16 protein-coding genes are annotated in these 17,568 nt (G+C 69.2%); 8 read left to right on the top strand and 8 right to left on the bottom strand.

Annotated elements, in window-relative coordinates; translation table 11 throughout:
- Position 1: 1 nt before the first annotated feature.
- From tssG to AC3ARF_RS00365, 7 genes are all read right to left on the bottom strand, one after another.
- Complete coding sequence (gene tssG / locus AC3ARF_RS00395; RefSeq protein WP_498929266.1) at positions 2-1,159, bottom strand: type VI secretion system baseplate subunit TssG; 1,158 nt, start codon at positions 1,157-1,159, stop codon at positions 2-4.
- Complete coding sequence (gene tssF / locus AC3ARF_RS00390) at positions 1,135-2,970, bottom strand: type VI secretion system baseplate subunit TssF (RefSeq protein WP_498929264.1); 1,836 nt, start codon at positions 2,968-2,970, stop codon at positions 1,135-1,137. The genes tssG and tssF overlap by 25 nt, the downstream gene beginning before the upstream one ends.
- Positions 2,970-3,458, bottom strand: coding sequence for a type VI secretion system baseplate subunit TssE (gene tssE / locus AC3ARF_RS00385; protein ID WP_498929262.1), 489 nt, complete (start codon positions 3,456-3,458; stop codon positions 2,970-2,972). The genes tssF and tssE overlap by 1 nt, the downstream gene beginning before the upstream one ends.
- A gap of 54 nt (positions 3,459-3,512) precedes the next feature.
- Positions 3,513-4,091, bottom strand: coding sequence for an Hcp family type VI secretion system effector (locus AC3ARF_RS00380; RefSeq protein ID WP_498929260.1), 579 nt, complete (start codon positions 4,089-4,091; stop codon positions 3,513-3,515).
- Between the two features lie 66 nt (positions 4,092-4,157).
- On the bottom strand, positions 4,158-5,645 hold the full coding sequence (gene tssC, locus AC3ARF_RS00375) for a type VI secretion system contractile sheath large subunit (RefSeq protein WP_498929258.1): 1,488 nt from the start codon (positions 5,643-5,645) through the stop codon (positions 4,158-4,160).
- Between the two features lie 3 nt (positions 5,646-5,648).
- Entirely contained in the window at positions 5,649-6,146 is a 498-nt protein-coding gene (gene tssB / locus AC3ARF_RS00370) for a type VI secretion system contractile sheath small subunit (RefSeq protein WP_498929256.1), read from the bottom strand.
- 39 nt (positions 6,147-6,185) lie between these two features.
- The gene (locus AC3ARF_RS00365; protein WP_498929254.1) at positions 6,186-6,860 is read right to left on the bottom strand and encodes a hypothetical protein; all 675 of its coding nucleotides are present in this window, start codon (positions 6,858-6,860) and stop codon (positions 6,186-6,188) included.
- Between the two features lie 207 nt (positions 6,861-7,067).
- On the opposite strand from AC3ARF_RS00365, the gene tssJ reads away from it, so the two are divergent.
- From tssJ to zapE, 7 genes are all read left to right on the top strand, one after another.
- Positions 7,068-7,721, top strand: coding sequence for a type VI secretion system lipoprotein TssJ (gene tssJ, locus AC3ARF_RS00360; RefSeq protein ID WP_498929252.1), 654 nt, complete (start codon positions 7,068-7,070; stop codon positions 7,719-7,721).
- 139 nt (positions 7,722-7,860) lie between these two features.
- Complete coding sequence (gene tssK / locus AC3ARF_RS00355) at positions 7,861-9,195, top strand: type VI secretion system baseplate subunit TssK (protein ID WP_498929250.1); 1,335 nt, start codon at positions 7,861-7,863, stop codon at positions 9,193-9,195.
- Positions 9,192-9,989: a DotU family type IV/VI secretion system protein gene (locus tag AC3ARF_RS00350; RefSeq protein ID WP_498929248.1), complete on the top strand. Its 798-nt coding sequence runs from the start codon at positions 9,192-9,194 to the stop codon at positions 9,987-9,989. The genes tssK and AC3ARF_RS00350 overlap by 4 nt, the downstream gene beginning before the upstream one ends.
- 238 nt (positions 9,990-10,227) lie before the next feature.
- Positions 10,228-10,743, top strand: coding sequence for a c-type cytochrome (locus tag AC3ARF_RS00345; RefSeq protein ID WP_498929246.1), 516 nt, complete (start codon positions 10,228-10,230; stop codon positions 10,741-10,743).
- Between the two features lie 125 nt (positions 10,744-10,868).
- Positions 10,869-12,299, top strand: a complete 1,431-nt coding sequence (locus AC3ARF_RS00340; RefSeq protein ID WP_498929244.1) for an ExeM/NucH family extracellular endonuclease — start codon at positions 10,869-10,871, stop codon at positions 12,297-12,299.
- A 22-nt stretch (positions 12,300-12,321) separates the two neighbouring features.
- A complete protein-coding gene (locus tag AC3ARF_RS00335; RefSeq protein ID WP_498929242.1) occupies positions 12,322-13,014 on the top strand; it encodes an alpha/beta hydrolase in 693 nt (230 codons plus the stop codon).
- A gap of 63 nt (positions 13,015-13,077) precedes the next feature.
- Positions 13,078-14,178, top strand: a complete 1,101-nt coding sequence (zapE, locus tag AC3ARF_RS00330; RefSeq protein ID WP_498931916.1) for a cell division protein ZapE — start codon at positions 13,078-13,080, stop codon at positions 14,176-14,178.
- A gap of 5 nt (positions 14,179-14,183) precedes the next feature.
- On the opposite strand, the gene AC3ARF_RS00325 is transcribed toward zapE, so the two are convergent.
- Complete coding sequence (locus tag AC3ARF_RS00325) at positions 14,184-16,061, bottom strand: alpha/beta hydrolase family protein (RefSeq protein WP_498929240.1); 1,878 nt, start codon at positions 16,059-16,061, stop codon at positions 14,184-14,186.
- Between the two features lie 144 nt (positions 16,062-16,205).
- Here AC3ARF_RS00325 and AC3ARF_RS00320 point away from each other — a divergent pair, with 144 nt between their 5' ends.
- Complete coding sequence (locus AC3ARF_RS00320) at positions 16,206-17,525, top strand: M20 family metallopeptidase (protein WP_498929238.1); 1,320 nt, start codon at positions 16,206-16,208, stop codon at positions 17,523-17,525.
- Positions 17,526-17,568 lie beyond the last annotated feature (43 nt).

Below are 17,568 nucleotides of genomic sequence, written 5' to 3'. Positions count from 1 at the left end.
GTCAGTGCAGCGGCTGGATGAAATAGGTGGTGTCGTGTCGCGGCGTCTTCGCCGGCCGCGAGCACAGGTAGCTGTCCCAACCCAGCCGCGGCCCGGCCGCGCCGCGCGGGCCCAGGGAGGGGTCATCGGCGGCAGCGGATCTCTGCGCGGGGTGGGGGTCGCCATGCGCGATGGCCGTGGGCGCGGCCATGACCATGCCCTGCACGTGATTGGCGTTGAGCCCCAGCCGCACCTCGTACTCGAGCGTGCTGCCGGTCAGCAACGCCAGCCACTTCGCCAATGCCTTGGCCGCGGGCCCGCCGGGCAGGAAGTCGTCGAAATCGCCGCGATCGAGCGGGCCGAGCCACAGGCGCACGCGCAGGTCGCGCTGCCACACCCGTCCCCCCGCCAGCGCGCTGGCACCCAGCCGCGCATTGCCCATGCCCAGGCGCGTGCGTTGTTCCTCCGGCACCCCATACCAGGCCCCGACGAACGGCTCCACCCGCAGCGGCACGGCGAAGTAGTCGGCCAGTACCCGTTGCAGCGTGGCCAACGACACCGGGCGCTGGCCCAGCAGTCCGGCGTGGTGTGCCAGCGCCTGGTCGAACACGTCGCCGTCGCCGTCGCACAGGCGCTGGCGCAGCGCGGGGGTGCCCAGCCCCGCCAACGCCAGCACCAGCGGCAGGAAGCGTTCGCGGTTGTCCGTTTCGTATTGCAGCGCGGGCCGGTGCTTCTTCCAGCCGGCGTAGTGCAGGGCCACGGCGCGCGTGCTGAAGATGTCGAGGAAGGCGCGCGCCGCGCGGTCGCGCTGGAAGGTCTCGCGTTCGGCCAGCGTCTCGGTGTAGTGCAGCGGCAGGACGCCGTGGCCGCCGAGCAGGCCCATGAACGCCGGCGTGAGGTGGACCTCGCCCACGTCCTCCATGGTCACGGCCTGCGCCACGGCCACGTCGCGGTCCAGCGCCACGCCATCCCTGGCGAAGGCGGTCGCCCCCTCGATCTCGCTGGGTGGAAAGCCCAGCGACATCGAGTTGCGGAAGCGCACCCGCGCCGGCACCGCCTCGGCCGGCTTCAGGCCCTGGCGCACGAACAGCCGCTCCAGCACCCGCATCGCCTGGAAGAACCCGAAGCGCTGCGGCTGTGCCAGCAGCTGCTGGACTACACCAGGATCGATTCGCCGCATCGCGGTTCGCCCCGGAACAGGGTCCGGCCGTCATGGCTGGACAGCATGCACAGCCGGGTGAAGCTGTTGGCGTGCACATACAGGCCGAGGAAGCGCTCGAGCACGCGCGCAAACGCGCACAAGCCGGTACCGACGAAGGCGTTCTCATCCACCGTCAGCCGTACCTCCACTCCGCGCACCACGCTCGGGAAGTGTTGCCCGGGCAGCCACGCGGTGGTCGCCACGTGCTCCAGCCCCAGCAGGCCGTCGATCTGCCGCGTGGACACGCTGCTGCGTGACAGGTCGTACAGGCGCAGCATTTCCTTCAGCGCCGGCAGGCCGCTGGCGGTGAGCGACAGGTGGTTCAGCGCCAGATGCGAGATCAGCCGCCACTGCGCACCGCGCCCGCGCTCGAACTGCAGCGGCCGGCTGGGCTTGCGCAGCAGCGCGATGCTGCGGGCCACGCCGCCCCCGTCCATGGTCAAATCACCGCCGGCCACGCCATAGGCCAGGTGGCTGGGCAGATCGCGATTGCTGCAGGTCAGTTCCACGCTGACCACGTCGGTCTGCGGCGCCACCGGGTTGAAGTCCAGATCGACGAAGGCCAGTTCGGTCTCGAAGCCGGGGCTATGCCGGGCTACGTCCGGGTCGCGACGCGCCACCCAGTACTGCCCCGCCTGCTCTGGCGATTCGCCGTGGCGCAGCGCGTAGAACGGCCGGAACTCGGTGACCTGTTCACCCTGCGGCGTCTTCCGGATCCGATGCACCGAATCGATGGAGACCACTTCGTAGGCAAATGCGCGGCGCGCGTCGGCCACCACCGGGTAGTGCGCGCTGCGATGGGTGACGCGGATCGGCTCGCCTCGTTGCGCGAACAGGTTGACCACCGGCGTGCAGCCCAGCCGCACGTGCTCAACCGACAACGCCTCCAGCTGGCGGGCCACCGGCGCGTCGGCGGGCATTGCGTCCAGCACCAGGTGCACGGTGAAGCGGCTGCCGGTGGTGGCGCCCAGTGCCCGCAGGTCAAGGTCGAAGAAACCGAACTTCTCGGGGAACGCGAACAGTTCGGTCAGCAGGCGATACGCCGGGTGTGAACGGTCTGGTACGTCGATCAATGCCTCGTCCGCGTCGAAGCCGACCTGCTGCAGCGGGCTGGCCGGCAGGGCGGTCCAGCGACCGCCGTTGCCCGGCTCCAGGTAGGCGGCACGCACGCCCAGGGCCAAGGTGTCGCGCAGCGCGGCGGAGAACGAGGGCTCGCCATCCATGAACAGCCGCAGCTGCGCCAGCCCCAGCGCCGCCGCGTGCGGTTGCTCGCCGAGCAGTTCGAACGACAGGGAGATCGCGCCACCGCTGCCGGTGGGCAGGCTCACGGCCATCGGTGCATCGGCGACGGCACTGAAGCGCGCCGCGGCCACGCGGATCGGGGCCAGCACCACGTCCTGGGTGCTGCGGAACCGGCAGTTGACCCCGCGCACGCTGCGCGAGTGCAGTAGCGTGTCCCGCGGCACGAGCACCGGCGCGGTCAGCTTGGCCGCCGCCGGTCCGGCGTCGAAACAGGCGACGGAGCACGAGGGGAACGGCCGCAGGTAGTGCGGGTACAACACCTCCAGCAATGCCTCGGTGAACTCCGGGTAGTCGTCCTCGATGCGCTTGCTGGTACGCGCGCTGAGCAGGGCGAAGGCTTCGATCAGGCGCTCGACATGCGGATCCTGGCTGCCGTCGGCGGAGAGCAGCAGGCGCCCGGCAATCTTCGGGTAGCGCTCGGCGAATTCGCGGCCATAGCGGCGCAGCCAGCCGAGCTCGCGCTCGTAATAAGGCAGCAGGTCTTCCATCAGGCCGCCGTCGCGCGCCGCAGGCGACTGACCGAGTACTGCATGGTGGTGGGCTGCAGCAACGCGTCGAAACTGACCGGCTCACGCGCCGGCTCCACGTCCAGCAGGGCGTGGATGGCGAACCGCAGCGCGGACGGGCCGCGGCCATTGCCCTCCAGGGCCACCCGCACGCCGTGCAGGCGCGGTTCATGGCGGGCGATCGCCTGCTCCAGCGCACGACAGATCGCCGCACGGTCGTGGCCGTTGGCCAGGCTGAGGGTGGAAAAGTCGCGGAGGCCGTAGGTCATAAGCGACCGGCGGCACTGCGGCCAGGCGTCCAGCGTGTCCTCGCCGAAGGCGGCGCGGCTGTTGAGCAGGCCTTCCAGGTCACGCGCCACCGATTCCTTGTACTGCTCCAGCGACAGGCTGCGGAACATGCCCGCGCCGCTGCGCACGCGCGGTTCGTCGTCGAACAGCTTTTCCAGCAGGCTGGGTTCGAATCCCTTCATCGGCGGCTCCGGTGCCAGTGCGGTGGCGGCGAGCGCCGCCACCGCATCGGACCATCAGGCGACCGAGTAGGTCGGCTTGTTGGTGGTGTTGCTCCACTGCGCGATGGTCTTGCCACCCACGCCGCCACCCTGCTTCTGCTGGGTGTACGACCACTTGATGGCGCCGAAGCTCAACTGCACGGTCTCGGCCGGCATGCCGTCATGGCCCATGGCGGTGTTGACGCGGTGCACCAGCACGTTCAGCAGCTCGATGGTGTAGTAGTTGATCGCGTTGCCGTCCTTGTCGGCGCGCATGAACTGGATCTGCGCCTTGGGGAAGGTGGTGCCGTTGGCGCAGGCCTGGAACAGCGCGGTGCTGGCGAGGTCGATGCGCTTGGTGACTTCCAGCGGGCTCATTTCCACGCGCGCGGCGGTGCTGCCCCCGGCGGTGGAGGCGGTGGCCGAGCGCGGCTGCAGGACGTCCTGGGTGAAGGACTCGATCTCGATCCAGTCCTTGTGGTCGGCGTCCTTGGATTCGCCCTTGATGGTGTCGATGCTCAGAAAAGCGTGCTGCATGATCTGGTTTCCTTTGTTCCGTTCTTCCGTGAGAAAACCGCCGACGTCCGCCGGCGGGGTGTTACAGCTGACCCGCAACCGCCGAACAGCGCGACCGCGTGCCGCCGGGACGCGAAGCCCCGTGCTGCAATGCAATCCGTTGCCTTACTTCTTCGACCCGGTCGGCAGCTCGGCCACCAGGCGCAACGAAACCGACAACTCGTCGAGTTGGAAATGCGGGCGCAGGAACGCCACCGCGCGGTACACGCCGGGCTTGCCCGGCACCTCGGACACCTGCACCGACGCCTCGCGCAACGGGAACTGCGCCTTGGCTTCCTGGCCGGCGTTGTCGTCCAGCAGCACGTACTGCGCGATCCAGCGGTTGAGGAATTCCTCGACGTTGCCAGCGGAAGCGAAGCTGCCGATCTTCTCGCGCATCATCGCCTTCAGGTAATGCGCCACGCGCGAGACGGCGAAGATGTACTGCAGCTGCGCCGACAGGCTGGCGTTGGCGTTGGCCGCATCGGTGTTGTACTTCTTCGGCTTCTGCGCCGACTGGGCGCCGAAGAACGCGGCGTAGTCGGTGTTCTTGCAGTGCACCAGCGGGATGAAACCCAGGTCGCTCAGCTCCTTCTCGCGGCGGTCGGTGATCGCCACCTCGGTCGGGCACTTGAGCGCGACCTCGCCGTCGTCGGTGCGGAAGGTGTGGGTCGGCAACTCCTCGACCAGGCCACCACCCTCGACGCCACGGATGGCCGCGCACCAGCCAAAGTCCTCGAATGCGCAGGTCAGGCGCGCCCCGAAGGCGTAGGCGGTGTTGCACCACAGGTACTTGGAGTGGTCGTTGCCGTCCACTTCCTCGACGAAGTTGAATCCCTCGACGGTGGTGCCGTCCTTCGGGTTGTACGGCAGGCGGCCGAGGAAGCGCGGGAGGGTCAGGCCCACGTAGCGGCTGTCCTCGGAGTCGCGGAACGACTTCCACTTGGCGTACTCGACCGTGTCGAACACCTTGGCCAGGTCGCGCGGCTTGCCCAGTTCGGTGAAGCTTTCCAGGCCGAACATGTCCTCGCTGGCGGCGGCGATGAACGGCGCGTGCGCCGCAGCCGCCACGTGCGACATCTGCTCGACGAAGTACATGTCCTCGGGTTGGCGGCCGATCTGGTAATCACCGATCAGCGCGCCGAACGGCGAGCCGCCGAAGGTGCCGAACTCCTCCTCGTAGACCTTCTTGAACAGCGCGCTCTGGTCGAAATCGATCGCGGACTTGAAGTCCTTGACCAGGTCCTTCTTCGGCGCGTTGAACACCTTGATCTTGAGCTGGGCGCCGGTTGACGTCTGGCCGCACAGGTAGTGCAGGCCGCGCCAGGTGCCTTCCAACTGCTGGAAAGCCGGGGCGTGCATGATCGCGGTGAGCTGCTCGGAGATCAGCCGGTCGAGTTCGGCGACGCGTGCATCGAGCGTCAGGTTGAGGTTGTCGGACACCACCACGGTGCCCTGCATCACCTCGCGCGCCAGCTCACCGATGATGTCGCGGGCGCGCTGGTGCTCGGCGTCCGAGCGCGCGACCTTGCTCTGTTCGATGATCTGGTCCAGCAGGCCCAGTTCGACGACTTCGCCGCCGGCCAGCGGCGCGGCTTCCAATTCGCGGTTCATGGCTTACTCCTGCGCCTGGCCGAGCTGCTTGAGCTGCTCGGTGTTGTTGAGCACGTCGCTGAGCAGGTCCTCGAGCCTTTCGTTGCCGGCCAGCTTGTTGCGCAGGTCGGCCAGCTTGGAGCGCGCTTCCAGCAACTGCCGCAACGGCTCCACCTGTTCGACCACGGCCTCGGGCCGGAAGTCGTCGATGGAGTTGAACTTCAGCTCCACCGCGAACTCGCCGCCGGTGCCGGACAACTGGTTGGGCACGCGGAACACCGCGCGCGGCGCCATGCCCGCCATCACCTCGTCGAAGTTGTCGAGGTCGACGTTGACGAACTTGCGGTCCTTGACCTTGGCCAGTGGCTGCTCGGGTTGACCGCTGAAATCGCCCATCACGCCGACCACGAACGGAATCTCCTTCTGCTCGATGGCGTCACCCTTCTCCACGTCGTAGGTGAGCTGCACGCGCGGCGGGCGCACCTTCTGCAGGCGCTTCTGGACACTTTCCTTCTTGGACATGACTCGTCTCCCTACGATCGGATGCGGGCGTGCGCCGACTCAGCGGCCGAGCACGTCAAACGGGTTGGCGCCGCCGCCGGCAGGCTTGGGTGGCGTACGCGGCGCGGTCTCGGCGGGACGCGCGGGCGCCGCAGGTGCGGCGGGGTCGCCTGCCGTGGCGGCGGCACGGGCGACCGGCTTGCTGCGCCGCGGCTTGGGCGCGCGGCGTGGGGCTTCGCGTGGGGTGCCGGCGGCGGGGCCGGCCTTGCTGAGGGTCTGCCGCACCGCGCCGGCCAGTTGCTCGGCCTCCTTGCGCGCGGTGTCGGACACCGACAGCGCGCCGCTGGCCTGCAGCCGCTGCAACGACTGCCCGGCCAGGCGCATGCCGGCGATGGTCAGCACGCTGTCGGCCACGCGGTCCTGCGGATCGCGCTGCAGCACTTCCTCGGCGGCGACGATGGCCCGGCCATACCGGCCGCCGTCGAACAGCAACTGCGCCGATCGCACCCACGGTTCCTTGCGGGTGGGATCGGCCTTGGCGGCGTCGGCAAAGGCGATCAGCGCCGGCTCTATGCGGCCGGCCGCGACGTGGGCCTCGGCCGCATTGAACAGTTTTTCGTACTGCTTCGGCTTCGCCGCCGACGCCGGGCCGGACACGGCCAGCACCAGCACGAGCGCGCAGAAGACGGGGGCAAGGAAGGCGCGCGCAATGGCGGCCGAGCGTGTGCAACGCATGCGGTTCACTCTCCATGTGTGGCCCGCGCACGGGCCTGGTCCTTGGGTGCAACGTGGCGCCGAGGGCGCCCGGAACCGGTATAGTGGCCCCGGCCGCGATCGTCAACTGACATCGCGACCGGCATATTCTTACCCGAAACCGTGACCGTTGTCAGCGCCATCCGCGCGCACCGATCCGGGACCAAGGTCTGCAAGGAGCTTCACGCCATGGAATGCCCTCCCGCCGCCAGCCGGCCCGCGCGCGCGTTCGCGCCATTGCTCGTCCCGCTGCCGCGCGCGCTGCGCCACGGCGTGGCCGCCGCCCTGCTGGTGACCCTTGCCGGTTGCGCCAGCGGCGGCCGCATCGGCCAGTCGGTTGATCGCACCCTCGCTGCCGTGGGATTGAAGGACGCCCAGGCGGTCGCGGACCAGCAACGCAGCGTCGCCCTGGAACTGCACGGCGCGAACAACCTCAACGCAGGACGCGGCCGCAAGGGCGTCGCGCTGGTGGTGCGCGTGTACCAGTTGCGCGATGCGCAGCGCTTCGAGCAATTGCCGATGGCGCGCCTGCTGGACGCGCAGGCCGAGCGCGACGCACTGGGCGATGACCTGGTCGACGTCAGCGAACGCGTGCTGCTGCCCGGGGAACAGCAGCAGTGGCCTCTGCGCCTGGCCGACGACGCGCGCCAGGTCGGCGTGGTGGCGCTGTTCCGTCACCCCGGCGATGGCCCGTGGCGCTTCGTGTTCGATGGCCGCAAGGCGCGCCAGCACGGCATCGTCATCGGCGCGCATGCCTGTGCGCTCACCACCGCCAGCCCCGCGCTGAGGACGGTGATGTCGGGCGACCCGATGAGCCTGTCCGGCGTGCGCTGCGGCGGCTGACGCCACCGGCTTTGTAGTAACCTCGCCGCGCAGCAAAGGATGGCCGGCGCACCCGACGGGTGGCGCGTTGGCCATGCATGCCGCGGGGCACTACCACCCGCACACCGCACGCGATCGACGCAGGGATGCCATGAGCAGGATGTCGAAGGTTTTCTGGGGCGAAGGACTGTTTCTGCGCCCGCAACATTTCCAGCGCCAGGACGCGTACCACGAGGCGCGCGTGCACGACCTGGGTTCGTCGCTGCATCCCTATCCGTGGGGCCTGCGCGAAGCGCGGTTCGACCTGCAGGCCATCGCCAGCGGCACCTTCCGCGTGCTGCAGCTGTCGTTGCTGTTCCCCGACGGCGAGAGCCACCACGCGCCCGGCGCGCAGCCGTTGCCCCAGCCGCTGTCGCTGGCGGGCCTGCCAGCCGGCGTGCAGTCGACCACGCTGTACGCGGCGCTGCCGCTGCTGCGCGAGCACGGCGGCAATTGCGTCGATGCCGAGGCGGCCACGGCCGCGCGTTACGCACAAGCCAACCGCGCCACCGCCGACCTGTACACCGATGCGGGCGAAGCCGAACTGGCGTACCTCAGCCAGCGCGTGCGCATCCTCACCGAGGAGGAGCCGCGCGATGCCTATACCGCGCTACCGATCGCGCGCGTACGCCGCACCGCCACCGGCGGTTTCGAACTGGACGACGAGTTCATGGCCCCCGCGCTGCACCTCGGGGCCGCACCAGCACTGCAACTGCGCCTGCGTCGGCTGCTGGATGGCCTGCAGGCCAAGACCGAGGCGCTGTACGGCCACCACCGCGCACCGTCGCAGTCGGTGATCGAATTCCGCTCCGGCGACATCGCCTCGTTCTGGTTGCTGCATACCGCCAACAGCGCCTTCGCCGCGCTGTCACACTGTTTCCGCCACCCCGGGCTGCACCCCGAGCGCCTGTACCAGGAGCTGCTGCGACTGGCCGGCGCGCTGCTGACCTTTTCCGCCAGCCACTCACTGGCCGACCTGCCGGCCTACGACCACGCCCGCCCGGAGGAGGGCTTCGTGCCGCTGTTCGCGATCATCCGCGAGCTGATCGACACGGTGATTTCCGCGCGCTACTTCCAGATCGCGTTGAGCGAGGTCAAGCCGTCGTTCCACTTGGGGCGCCTGGACTCGCAGCGCATCGACGAGGGCTGCGCGCTGTACCTCGGCGTCGCCGCCAACCTGCCGGGAGCCGAGTTGGTGCAGACCGTGCCGGTGCGGTTCAAGGTCGGCGCCCCAGATGACGTGGACAAGTGCGTGCTCTCGGCGCTGCCGGGCGTGAAGCTGGTGCACGCCGCGCAGGTGCCGGCGGCGATCCCGGTACGTCCGGGCATGCACTACTTCGCGGTGGAGCCGCGCGGCCCGCTGTACGAGCGCATGCTCAAGGCGCAGTCACTGACCATCTACGTGCCTGCGGGCGTGCACGACCTCAAGCTTGAACTCATCGCGGTGGCCCCATGACGTCCTATTCCCACCCCCCCATCCCGCAGGGCATGCCCTCGCTGACGCCGGCGCTGGCCCAGGCCCCGGGTGACGCGGGCGCGTCCACCCCCGCGCGCAGCCTGGTCGATTTGTTCGGCGATGGCTTCCATCTGCTGATGCTGCTCAAGCAGGGCCGCCTGCCCGCCGACGCGGAGCGTTTCGCGACCTCTGTGCAGCAGTTGCTGGATCGGATCGAGCGCGGTGCGACCAAGCTGGGCGTGGGCGCCGAAGATGTGTACGCGGCCAAGTACGCGTTCTGCGCCGCGGTAGACGAAGGCCTGCTGTCACAACCGTCGCCACTGCGCGAGGACTGGGAGCGCAACCCGTTGCAGCTGCGCCTGTTCGGCGAGCACCTGGCCGGTGAGCACTTCTTCGACCGGCTGGACCAGTTGCGCGCACAGGGCGCGCCGCGCCTGGCGTCGCTGGAGGTGTACCACCACTGCCTGTTGCTCGGCTTCGAGGGCAAGTACCGCCTCGAAGGGCCGGAGAAGCTGGGCTACCTCACCGCACGGCTGGGCGACGAGATCACCTACCTCAAGGGCCGCCGCGCCGCCTTCGCGCCGCACTGGCTGCCGCCGGACCGGATCGCGCACACGCTGCGGCTGGTGGTGCCGGTGTGGGCGCCGGTGGCGGTGTTCGGCGCGCTGGCGCTGCTGGCTTTCCTCGGCTTCCAGGGGCTGTTGGGCCGCGACACCGATCAGCGCCTGGGGCAATACCGCGATGTCGTGGGGCTGCCGGCCAGGACCGCGCACCTGACCATCACCCTGCCCTGAGTACGGAATCAGGCGGCGGGACACGACCCGGGCCGCTGCCGGGGGTCACGGCCGCGCCCGAGTACGATAAACTGGCCGGCGGGATACCCGGCCAAGCTGCCGGTCCGGCAGCGGCCTGCGTAGGCAGGAGCGGCGGGACCACGCCCAGCGGGGCTCAACTGAATAGCGGTCGCACCCGGTGCGGCCTTGGATTGACGACTACGCGCGGCCCTGACCGGTCCCGCGCCACAGGTGGATCGTGCGCAATTACGACCTCGAATTCCTCAAGCACTTCTCGATGGTGATCGGCTTCCTCGTGCTGCTGACGCTGGGCCTGATCCTGGGGGCGATGTACCTGCACGGCACCCTGCCCACCGAGGTGGACCCGAAGACGGCCGCCCGCACCGAGGCTCGCATTGCGCCTGCTGGCGCGGTGTACGCCGGCGCCACCGGCGCGGCCGCGCAGCAGGCCGCTGCCGCCGCCGCCGCGGCCTCGGCCGCCTCGCAGGTCGCCTATGGCGGCACCACCGATGGCGCGGTGATCTTCGACAACCTGTGCGCCGGCTGCCACAAGTCGGGCGCCGGCGGCGCACCTACCATGGCCGCCAGCGCCTGGGGCGCGCGCATCGCGCAGGGCAAGGACACGCTGTACAAGCACGCCATCGAGGGCTTCACCGGCGCGGCGGGCGTGATGCCGGCCAAGGGTGGCAACCCGGCGCTGACCGACGAGCAGGTCAAGGCCACGGTCGACTGGATGGTCGGCAACCTGCAGTAAGCGGGACCCGCCTGCACCACGCGCACGACGCCGCCTCCGGGCGGCGTTGTCGTTTCCGGGGCCGCGGATGCGCGATGTCACGCGCGCGGCGGATAATGCGCGTTTCGTCCGCCTCCGGTCTTGCGATGACCTGCCTACGCCGCCTGGCTTTCCGACTCCGCGCCCGGCCGGTTGCGGCCTTCCTTCCGACCCTGCTGGCGCTCGGACTGGCTGCTTGCGGCAGCGCGCCCGCGCCGCTCCCACCGCCGTTGCCGACACTGGCCGCCGCCCCGGCCGACTGGTCCGTCTACGTCGGGCAACGGGTGCAGGTGACCGTACCGCTGACGCTGATCGACACCGGCGGCGAAGGCGTGCTGGTGCGCTTCGACGGGCGCGCCTGGAATCCCACCGAGCGGGCGCGCCCTGGCAGCGCCCAGGCCCTGGCGCTGGCGGCGGCCAACGATGCGCGGCGCCTGCGACTGGTGGTGCCGGGAGAGGTTGGTGCGGCACTGGAAACGGCACGGCTGGGCAGCACCATCAACCACGTGGACGGCGTGGTCGGCATGGGACCGGACGGCCCCGCCCTGCGGACCGAGGTCCAGCCCTCGCTGCAGGGCGCGTCGCGTCCGGCGCCCCCGACCGTGGCGGGCAACGTGCGGGTGGCCGCCTTCAACCTCGAGAACCTGTTCAATGGTGACGGTCGCGGCGGCGGTCTCCCGACCCCGCGTGGCGCGCGCACGCCCGCCGAACTTTCCGCGCAGCTGGCCAAGCTGGTCGCCACCATCCGGGCGCTGGATGCGGACGTGGCGGCGCTGATGGAGCTGGAGAACGACGGCGACGGCGCCGAGGCCGCCCAGGCGCAGTTGGTGCGGGCGCTCAATGCGCACGGCGCCGACTGGCGCTTTGTGGCCACGGCGGGCCGGGTGCCGGGCTTCGCCAGCGCCCTGGACCCGGAGGATCCGATCAAGGTCGGGCTGATCTACCGCGCCTCACGGGTGCAGCCAGTCGGCGCGCCCGCGTCGCTGCTGGGTGGGCCGTTCCCCACCCGCAGCCGGCCTTCCCTGGCGCAGGGATTCCGCGCCGGACGCGGGCCGGTGTTCGTGGTGGTGGCCAACCACTTCAAGTCCAAGGGCTGTGGCGAGGCCGAGGGCGCCGACCGTGACCAAGGGGATGGCCAGGCCTGCTGGAACGCCACCCGCACCGAGTCGGCCCGCCGGCTGGCGGCCTGGCTGTCCACCGATCCGACAGGAACAGGCAGTCAACGTACGGTCATCCTCGGCGATCTCAACAGTTACGCGCAGGAAGACCCGATCCATGCCCTGGCCCAGGCCGGCTGGAGGGACGCGTTCGTCGTGGCCGGCACCGAGGCGCCATACAGCTACGCCTACCGGGGCACGCTGGGCCGGCTGGACCACGCGCTGCTGAGTCCGGCGCTGGCGGCCGACCTGCGCGGCGCCGCCGAATGGCACGCCAATGCCGACGAGCCGCGCAGCGCCGGCTACCGCGACGGCGGCACCGGACCGTGGCGCAGCTCGGACCACGACCCGCTGCTGCTCGGCTTTGACCTGCGCCGCTGAGCGGCGGTCGTACAATGGCCGGATGAACCAGCCCGCCTTCCCCACTGGCGACACGGCTTCGCTGCTGATCAACGGCCCCGCGGGGCCGCTGGAAGTGGCCGTCGAGGGCCCCGAGGCCGAGACCCCGGCCCGGCCCGTGGTCGCCGTGGTCTGCCATCCGCTGCCCACCGAGGGCGGCACCATGCACAACAAGGTGGTGACGATGGCGTCGCGCGCGCTGCGCGAATCCGGCGTCACCACGGTGCGCTTCAACTTCCGTGGCGTGGGCGCGTCGGTGGGTCACTTCGACCACGGCGAAGGCGAATCCGACGACCTGCGCGCGGTTGTGGCGTGGGTGCGTGCCGCGCACCCCGAGGCGGAGCTGTGGCTGGCCGGCTTCAGCTTTGGCTCCTACGTCACCATCAAGTGTGCCGCCGAGCTCCGGCCCGGCATGCTGATCTCGATCGCGCCGCCGGCTGCTGGGCGACGCTGGGATTTTGACGCCATCACCCCGCCCGATTGCCCCTGGCTGATCGTGCAGGGGGAGGCCGACGAGGTCGTGGAGCCCGAAGCCGTTTACGCCTGGGTCGACAGCCTCAAGCGACTGCCGCAACCACCCGAACTGGTGCGCATGCCCGAGACCAGCCACTTCTTCCACCGCCGCCTGATGGACCTGCGCGGGGTGATCAAGAACGGCGTGCGACCTTACCTGCCGGCCCCGCTGGACCATGGCTGAGCGCGGTGTCGGCCGCCGCCGCGGCCTGCGTGCCCCGGTGCGCGCATGAGCGCGTCTCGTCCGATGCCCGTGGGCGCACCCGGCCTTGCGCCGTCCGCGGCCTACGCTGCCGGCGTGGCGCGCGGCGACTGGAACGATGACCCGGCGCAGCACGCCACGCTGCGCGAACTCGATCGCGTGCACGCCGCGCTGCTGTCGCCCCCCAGGCGCGGCCTGCTCGACAGCCTGCTGGGCAAACCGGTGGAACCGCCGCTGGGGCTGTACGTGTGGGGCGGGGTGGGCCGCGGCAAGACGTTCCTGATCGACCTGTTCTTCGATGCGCTTGCGTTCGCGGAAAAGCGCCGCACCCACTTCCACCGTTTCATGCGCGAGGTGCATGCGCAGTTGCGCGCGCACGCCGGGGAAAGCGACCCGCTGGTGAAGATCGCGCGGCAGTGGGGCAAGCAGATGCGGGTGCTGGTGCTGGACGAGTTCTTCGTCAACGACATCGGCGACGCGATGCTGCTGGGCCGCCTGCTGGAGCGCCTGTTCGCCGAGGGGGTGGCGCTGGTCACCAGCTCCAACACCGAGCCGCAGCAGCTGTATGCGCACGGGCTGCAGCGAGAACGCTTCCTGCCCGCCATCGCGCAGCTGCAGCGGCATTGCCGGGTGCTGTACCTGGACAGCGCGCATGACTACCGGCTGCGCGCGCTGACCCGTTCACCGGTGTACCGGGTGCCGCTGGATGCAGGCGCCGAGGCGTGGTTGGCGCAGCGCTGGGACGAACTCAGTGCGGGCATGCCGCGGGAAGACGGGCCACTGGTGATCGACGAGCGGCCGATCCCGGTGCGCTGCCTGGCCGAGGGCCACGCGTGGTTCGACTTCGCTGCATTGTGCGAGGGCCCGCGCGCGGCGGGCGACTACATCGAGATTGCCACCGAGTACCACACGGTGCTGGTGGGCGGCATTCCGCGCTTCGACGGCAGCAACGACGACCCGGCGCGGCGCTTTGTGCACCTGATCGACGAGCTGTACGACCGCCACGTCAACCTGGTGTGCACCGCGGCGGAGGCGCCGCCGGGGTTGTACACCGGGCAGAAGCTGGCGGGCGCGTTCGAGCGCACGGCGTCGCGGTTGATCGAAATGCAGTCGGCGGAGTATCTGGCGCTGGAGCACCGCGGGTAAGCCCCTCAGGGACTCTCAACACGCAGGCTTCGATCGAGGAACGAGATGACTCGGTTGTAGTATTCACGTCGCGCCTTCTCGGTGAGGAATCCATGCCCCTCGGAAGGGGAGAAGTACGTTTCGTGGCGCTTTCCGGCCTTTTCCATGGCCCTCACCATCGCCTTCGCATGCTCCGGCGACACTCTCGAATCCAATCCTCCCTGCACCAATAACACTGGAACGTCGATTCTGGACGCGTGGCGCGTCGGCGATCGCTCCAGTAATTCACGGGCATCGCTTCCCAGGAACTGGTTCAGCTGCCCCTTGCCCCAGTCGCTGCGCTGCACGTCACCCCACCGGTACATCGTTGGCAAGTCGTACGGACCCGCCATACCAATGGCACAGCGGTAAAGACCGGGCTCGCGAATCACACCCATGAGGGCGGCGTAGCCGCCATAACTTGCACCCCAAATGCACGTGCGGGCCGGATCGATGCCAGCTTGGGTCGATGCCCAACGCGTGGCGTCGGTTACGTCATCCTGCATCGCGCGGCCCCATTGCCGGAATCCGCTTTCGACGTAAGCCCGCCCACGCCCGCCGGAACCACGGAAGTTGACGCGCAGGACCGCGTAACCCCCAGCGGCAAGCAGCTGAACTTCATCATCAAAGAACCATCCATCGCGTACGCCATAGGGGCCGCCGTGCACGAGAACAACCAACGGTGCGGACTTGGGTTTCAACGGGCGGGTGAGGTACACGTCCATTGGAGTGCCGTCGCGAGCTTGGACAACGGCATGTTCGGTGGCAGCCATGGCATCAGGTTTGAACCACGGTCTGGACTCAACCAGCAAGCGAGTATCGCCGGTGGCCGTGTCCAGCAGGTAATGGCGACCCGGTTCGCGGTCACTGACCACCTCCACAATGGCCTTTCGCCCATCCCGGGTGCTACTTGTCACGCGAGCGACTTCTCCCGGGAATGCCATCTCCATGTCTGCAATCAGGGCTGCATGGGGATGTGCTTTGTCAAAGAAGGCAATCGCCGGGACGGTCGCACCATAGGAAACGCCAATCGGCTCGCTGCCATCCAACGACCATATGACGGCGGTGGGATCGCGATCGGGGTCTGCAGCAACTACCGCTCGGTCGCCCGTCGCCAAATCGATTCGCTCGATGACGTCGGGCCCCCGCGCGCGCTCACTCCGCAGGTATCCGTGGCGAAGGTCATAGCTGACGCCCAGTGGCGTTACCTCGACCCCACTCACCGCCTCGTCGTTTAAGAGCACCCATTCGCCGTTCCGGAATTGGTAGACCCTTTGAATGTCGTCTTCGTCCCACCCCCAACTGAAGCGCGGTGCCCCGGCGCGATCGGTGAGGAATTGCGCGTCGGGCACAGGTGCGGTGGCAATGGTTTCGGTCTTGCTGCGCTCGCCTGTTCCCACTTTCTGGAGGCCGGTCAAACAGCCGTCTTTCCCGGTCTTGGTACAGGTGCGGACCAATACGTGCTCTGGATCGTGTCGCAAGGGGTCTACGAGCGAGCCATAGAAATGGTTGCGGTTCCTCCCGTCGACGTCCACCGCGTACAGTGACCAACCGGAATAGGGCTGCGCCCGGACCCCCTGCCGCACCGACCATTGCGCCAAAAGTCGTCGCTCGCTGACCCACACAGCATCATCGACGAAGGCATTCTTGCCAGGATCGACGGTAGCCGTGACCTGCATGTCAGCCAGGCGGAGGATGGCTAGGACAGTTCTGTCCTCCATGGGCACCGTCATGCTGACATGGTCACCGGAGGGCGATATGGAGAGCAAGCCGTAACGTGCCTTTCGGATCATTTCATCCACGGGCGCCCCATCGGCCGAAGCCGACGCGAGCAAGAGCAGTAGGGTCATCGCGACACGTGGCATCAGAGCTCCTCCTTCACGTGTGGCAAAGCTTATCCGGGTATCCACGCCGAACCCACAATTGCATCGACCATCGGAGGGCGGCACCGCGAGCGCCAGGGGAGTAGGATCGGGCTTCGCCTCGTATTGCCCGTCTCCGGAGATTCAATGCGCCTTCCGCTGCTTGCCCTTGCCATCGCCGCCCTGCTGCCGTCCGTGGCCGCTGCCCAGGGCACACCTGCGGAACGCCCCGAAGTCACCGCGGCCGCCCAGGCGCAGCGCGACCAGGTCATCGCCTGGCGCCGCGACTTCCACCAGTTCCCCGAGTTGTCGAACCGCGAGCAGCGCACCGCCGCCAAGGTGGCCGAGCACCTGCGCGCACTGGGGCTGAAGCCCCTGACCGGCATTGCCCACCACGGCGTGGTCGCCATCATCCAAGGTGGCAAGCCGGGACCCAAGGTGGCACTGCGCGCGGACATGGACGCGCTGCCAGTGACCGAGCAGACCGGGCTGCCGTTCGCGTCCAAGGTGACCACGCAATTCGCCGGGCAGACGACGGGCGTGATGCACGCCTGCGGCCATGACGCGCATACCGGCATCCTGCTTGGCGTGGCCGATGCGTTGGTGAAGATGAAGAAGGACCTGCCCGGCCAGGTGATGCTGATCTTCCAGCCGGCCGAGGAAGGTGCGCCTGCGGGCGAGGAAGGCGGCGCCGAGCTGATGCTCAAGCAGGGCGTGTTCAAGGATTTCAAGCCGGAAGCCGCGTTCGGCCTGCATGTGTTCTCCACGCTGCAGGCCGGGCAGATCGGCGTGCGCCAGGGGCCGCTGATGGCGGCCTCGGACGCATTCGCGATCAAGGTGAAGGGCCGGCAGACGCATGGATCGCGGCCGTGGGGCGGCATCGACCCGGTGGTGGCCGCCGCCGACCTCATCGGCAGCGCGCAGACCGTGGTCAGCCGCCGCACCGACATCGCCAAACTGCCGGCGGTGGTCACCTTCGGCACGGTGCACGGCGGCATCCGCTTCAACATCATCCCCGACGAGGTGCAGATGACCGGCACCATCCGCACCTTCGACCCGGCGATGCGGCAGCGCATCTTCGACGACCTGAAGAGCGTGGCGACGCACGTGGCGGCGGCGCACGGCGCCACCGTGGAGGCGCGCGTGCCCGATGGCGATGGCAACCCGGTGACCTACAACGACCCGGCGCTGACCGCGCGCATGCTGCCAAGCCTTCAGGCGGTGGCCGGCGCGGCCAACGTGATCGAGCCGTCGCTGCAGATGGGCGCGGAGGACTACTCGTTCTTCGCTCGCGAGGTGCCATCGATGTATTTCTTTGTCGGCGCCACGGCCAAGGGCATAGACCCGGTCACCGCGCCGAGCAACCACTCGCCGCAGTTCACCCTGGACGAGTCGGCGCTGGACCTGGGCCTGCGCGCACTGCTGCAGGTGACGCTGGATTACCTGCACGGCGGCGCGCCGGGCTGACGCGGGCGCAGGCGTGCGGCCGCCCCCGGGAGGGCCGCACGTT

Source organism: Lysobacter sp. KACC 24251 (assembly GCF_057747755.1).
This window is presented reverse-complemented; position numbering and strand designations above follow the sequence as displayed.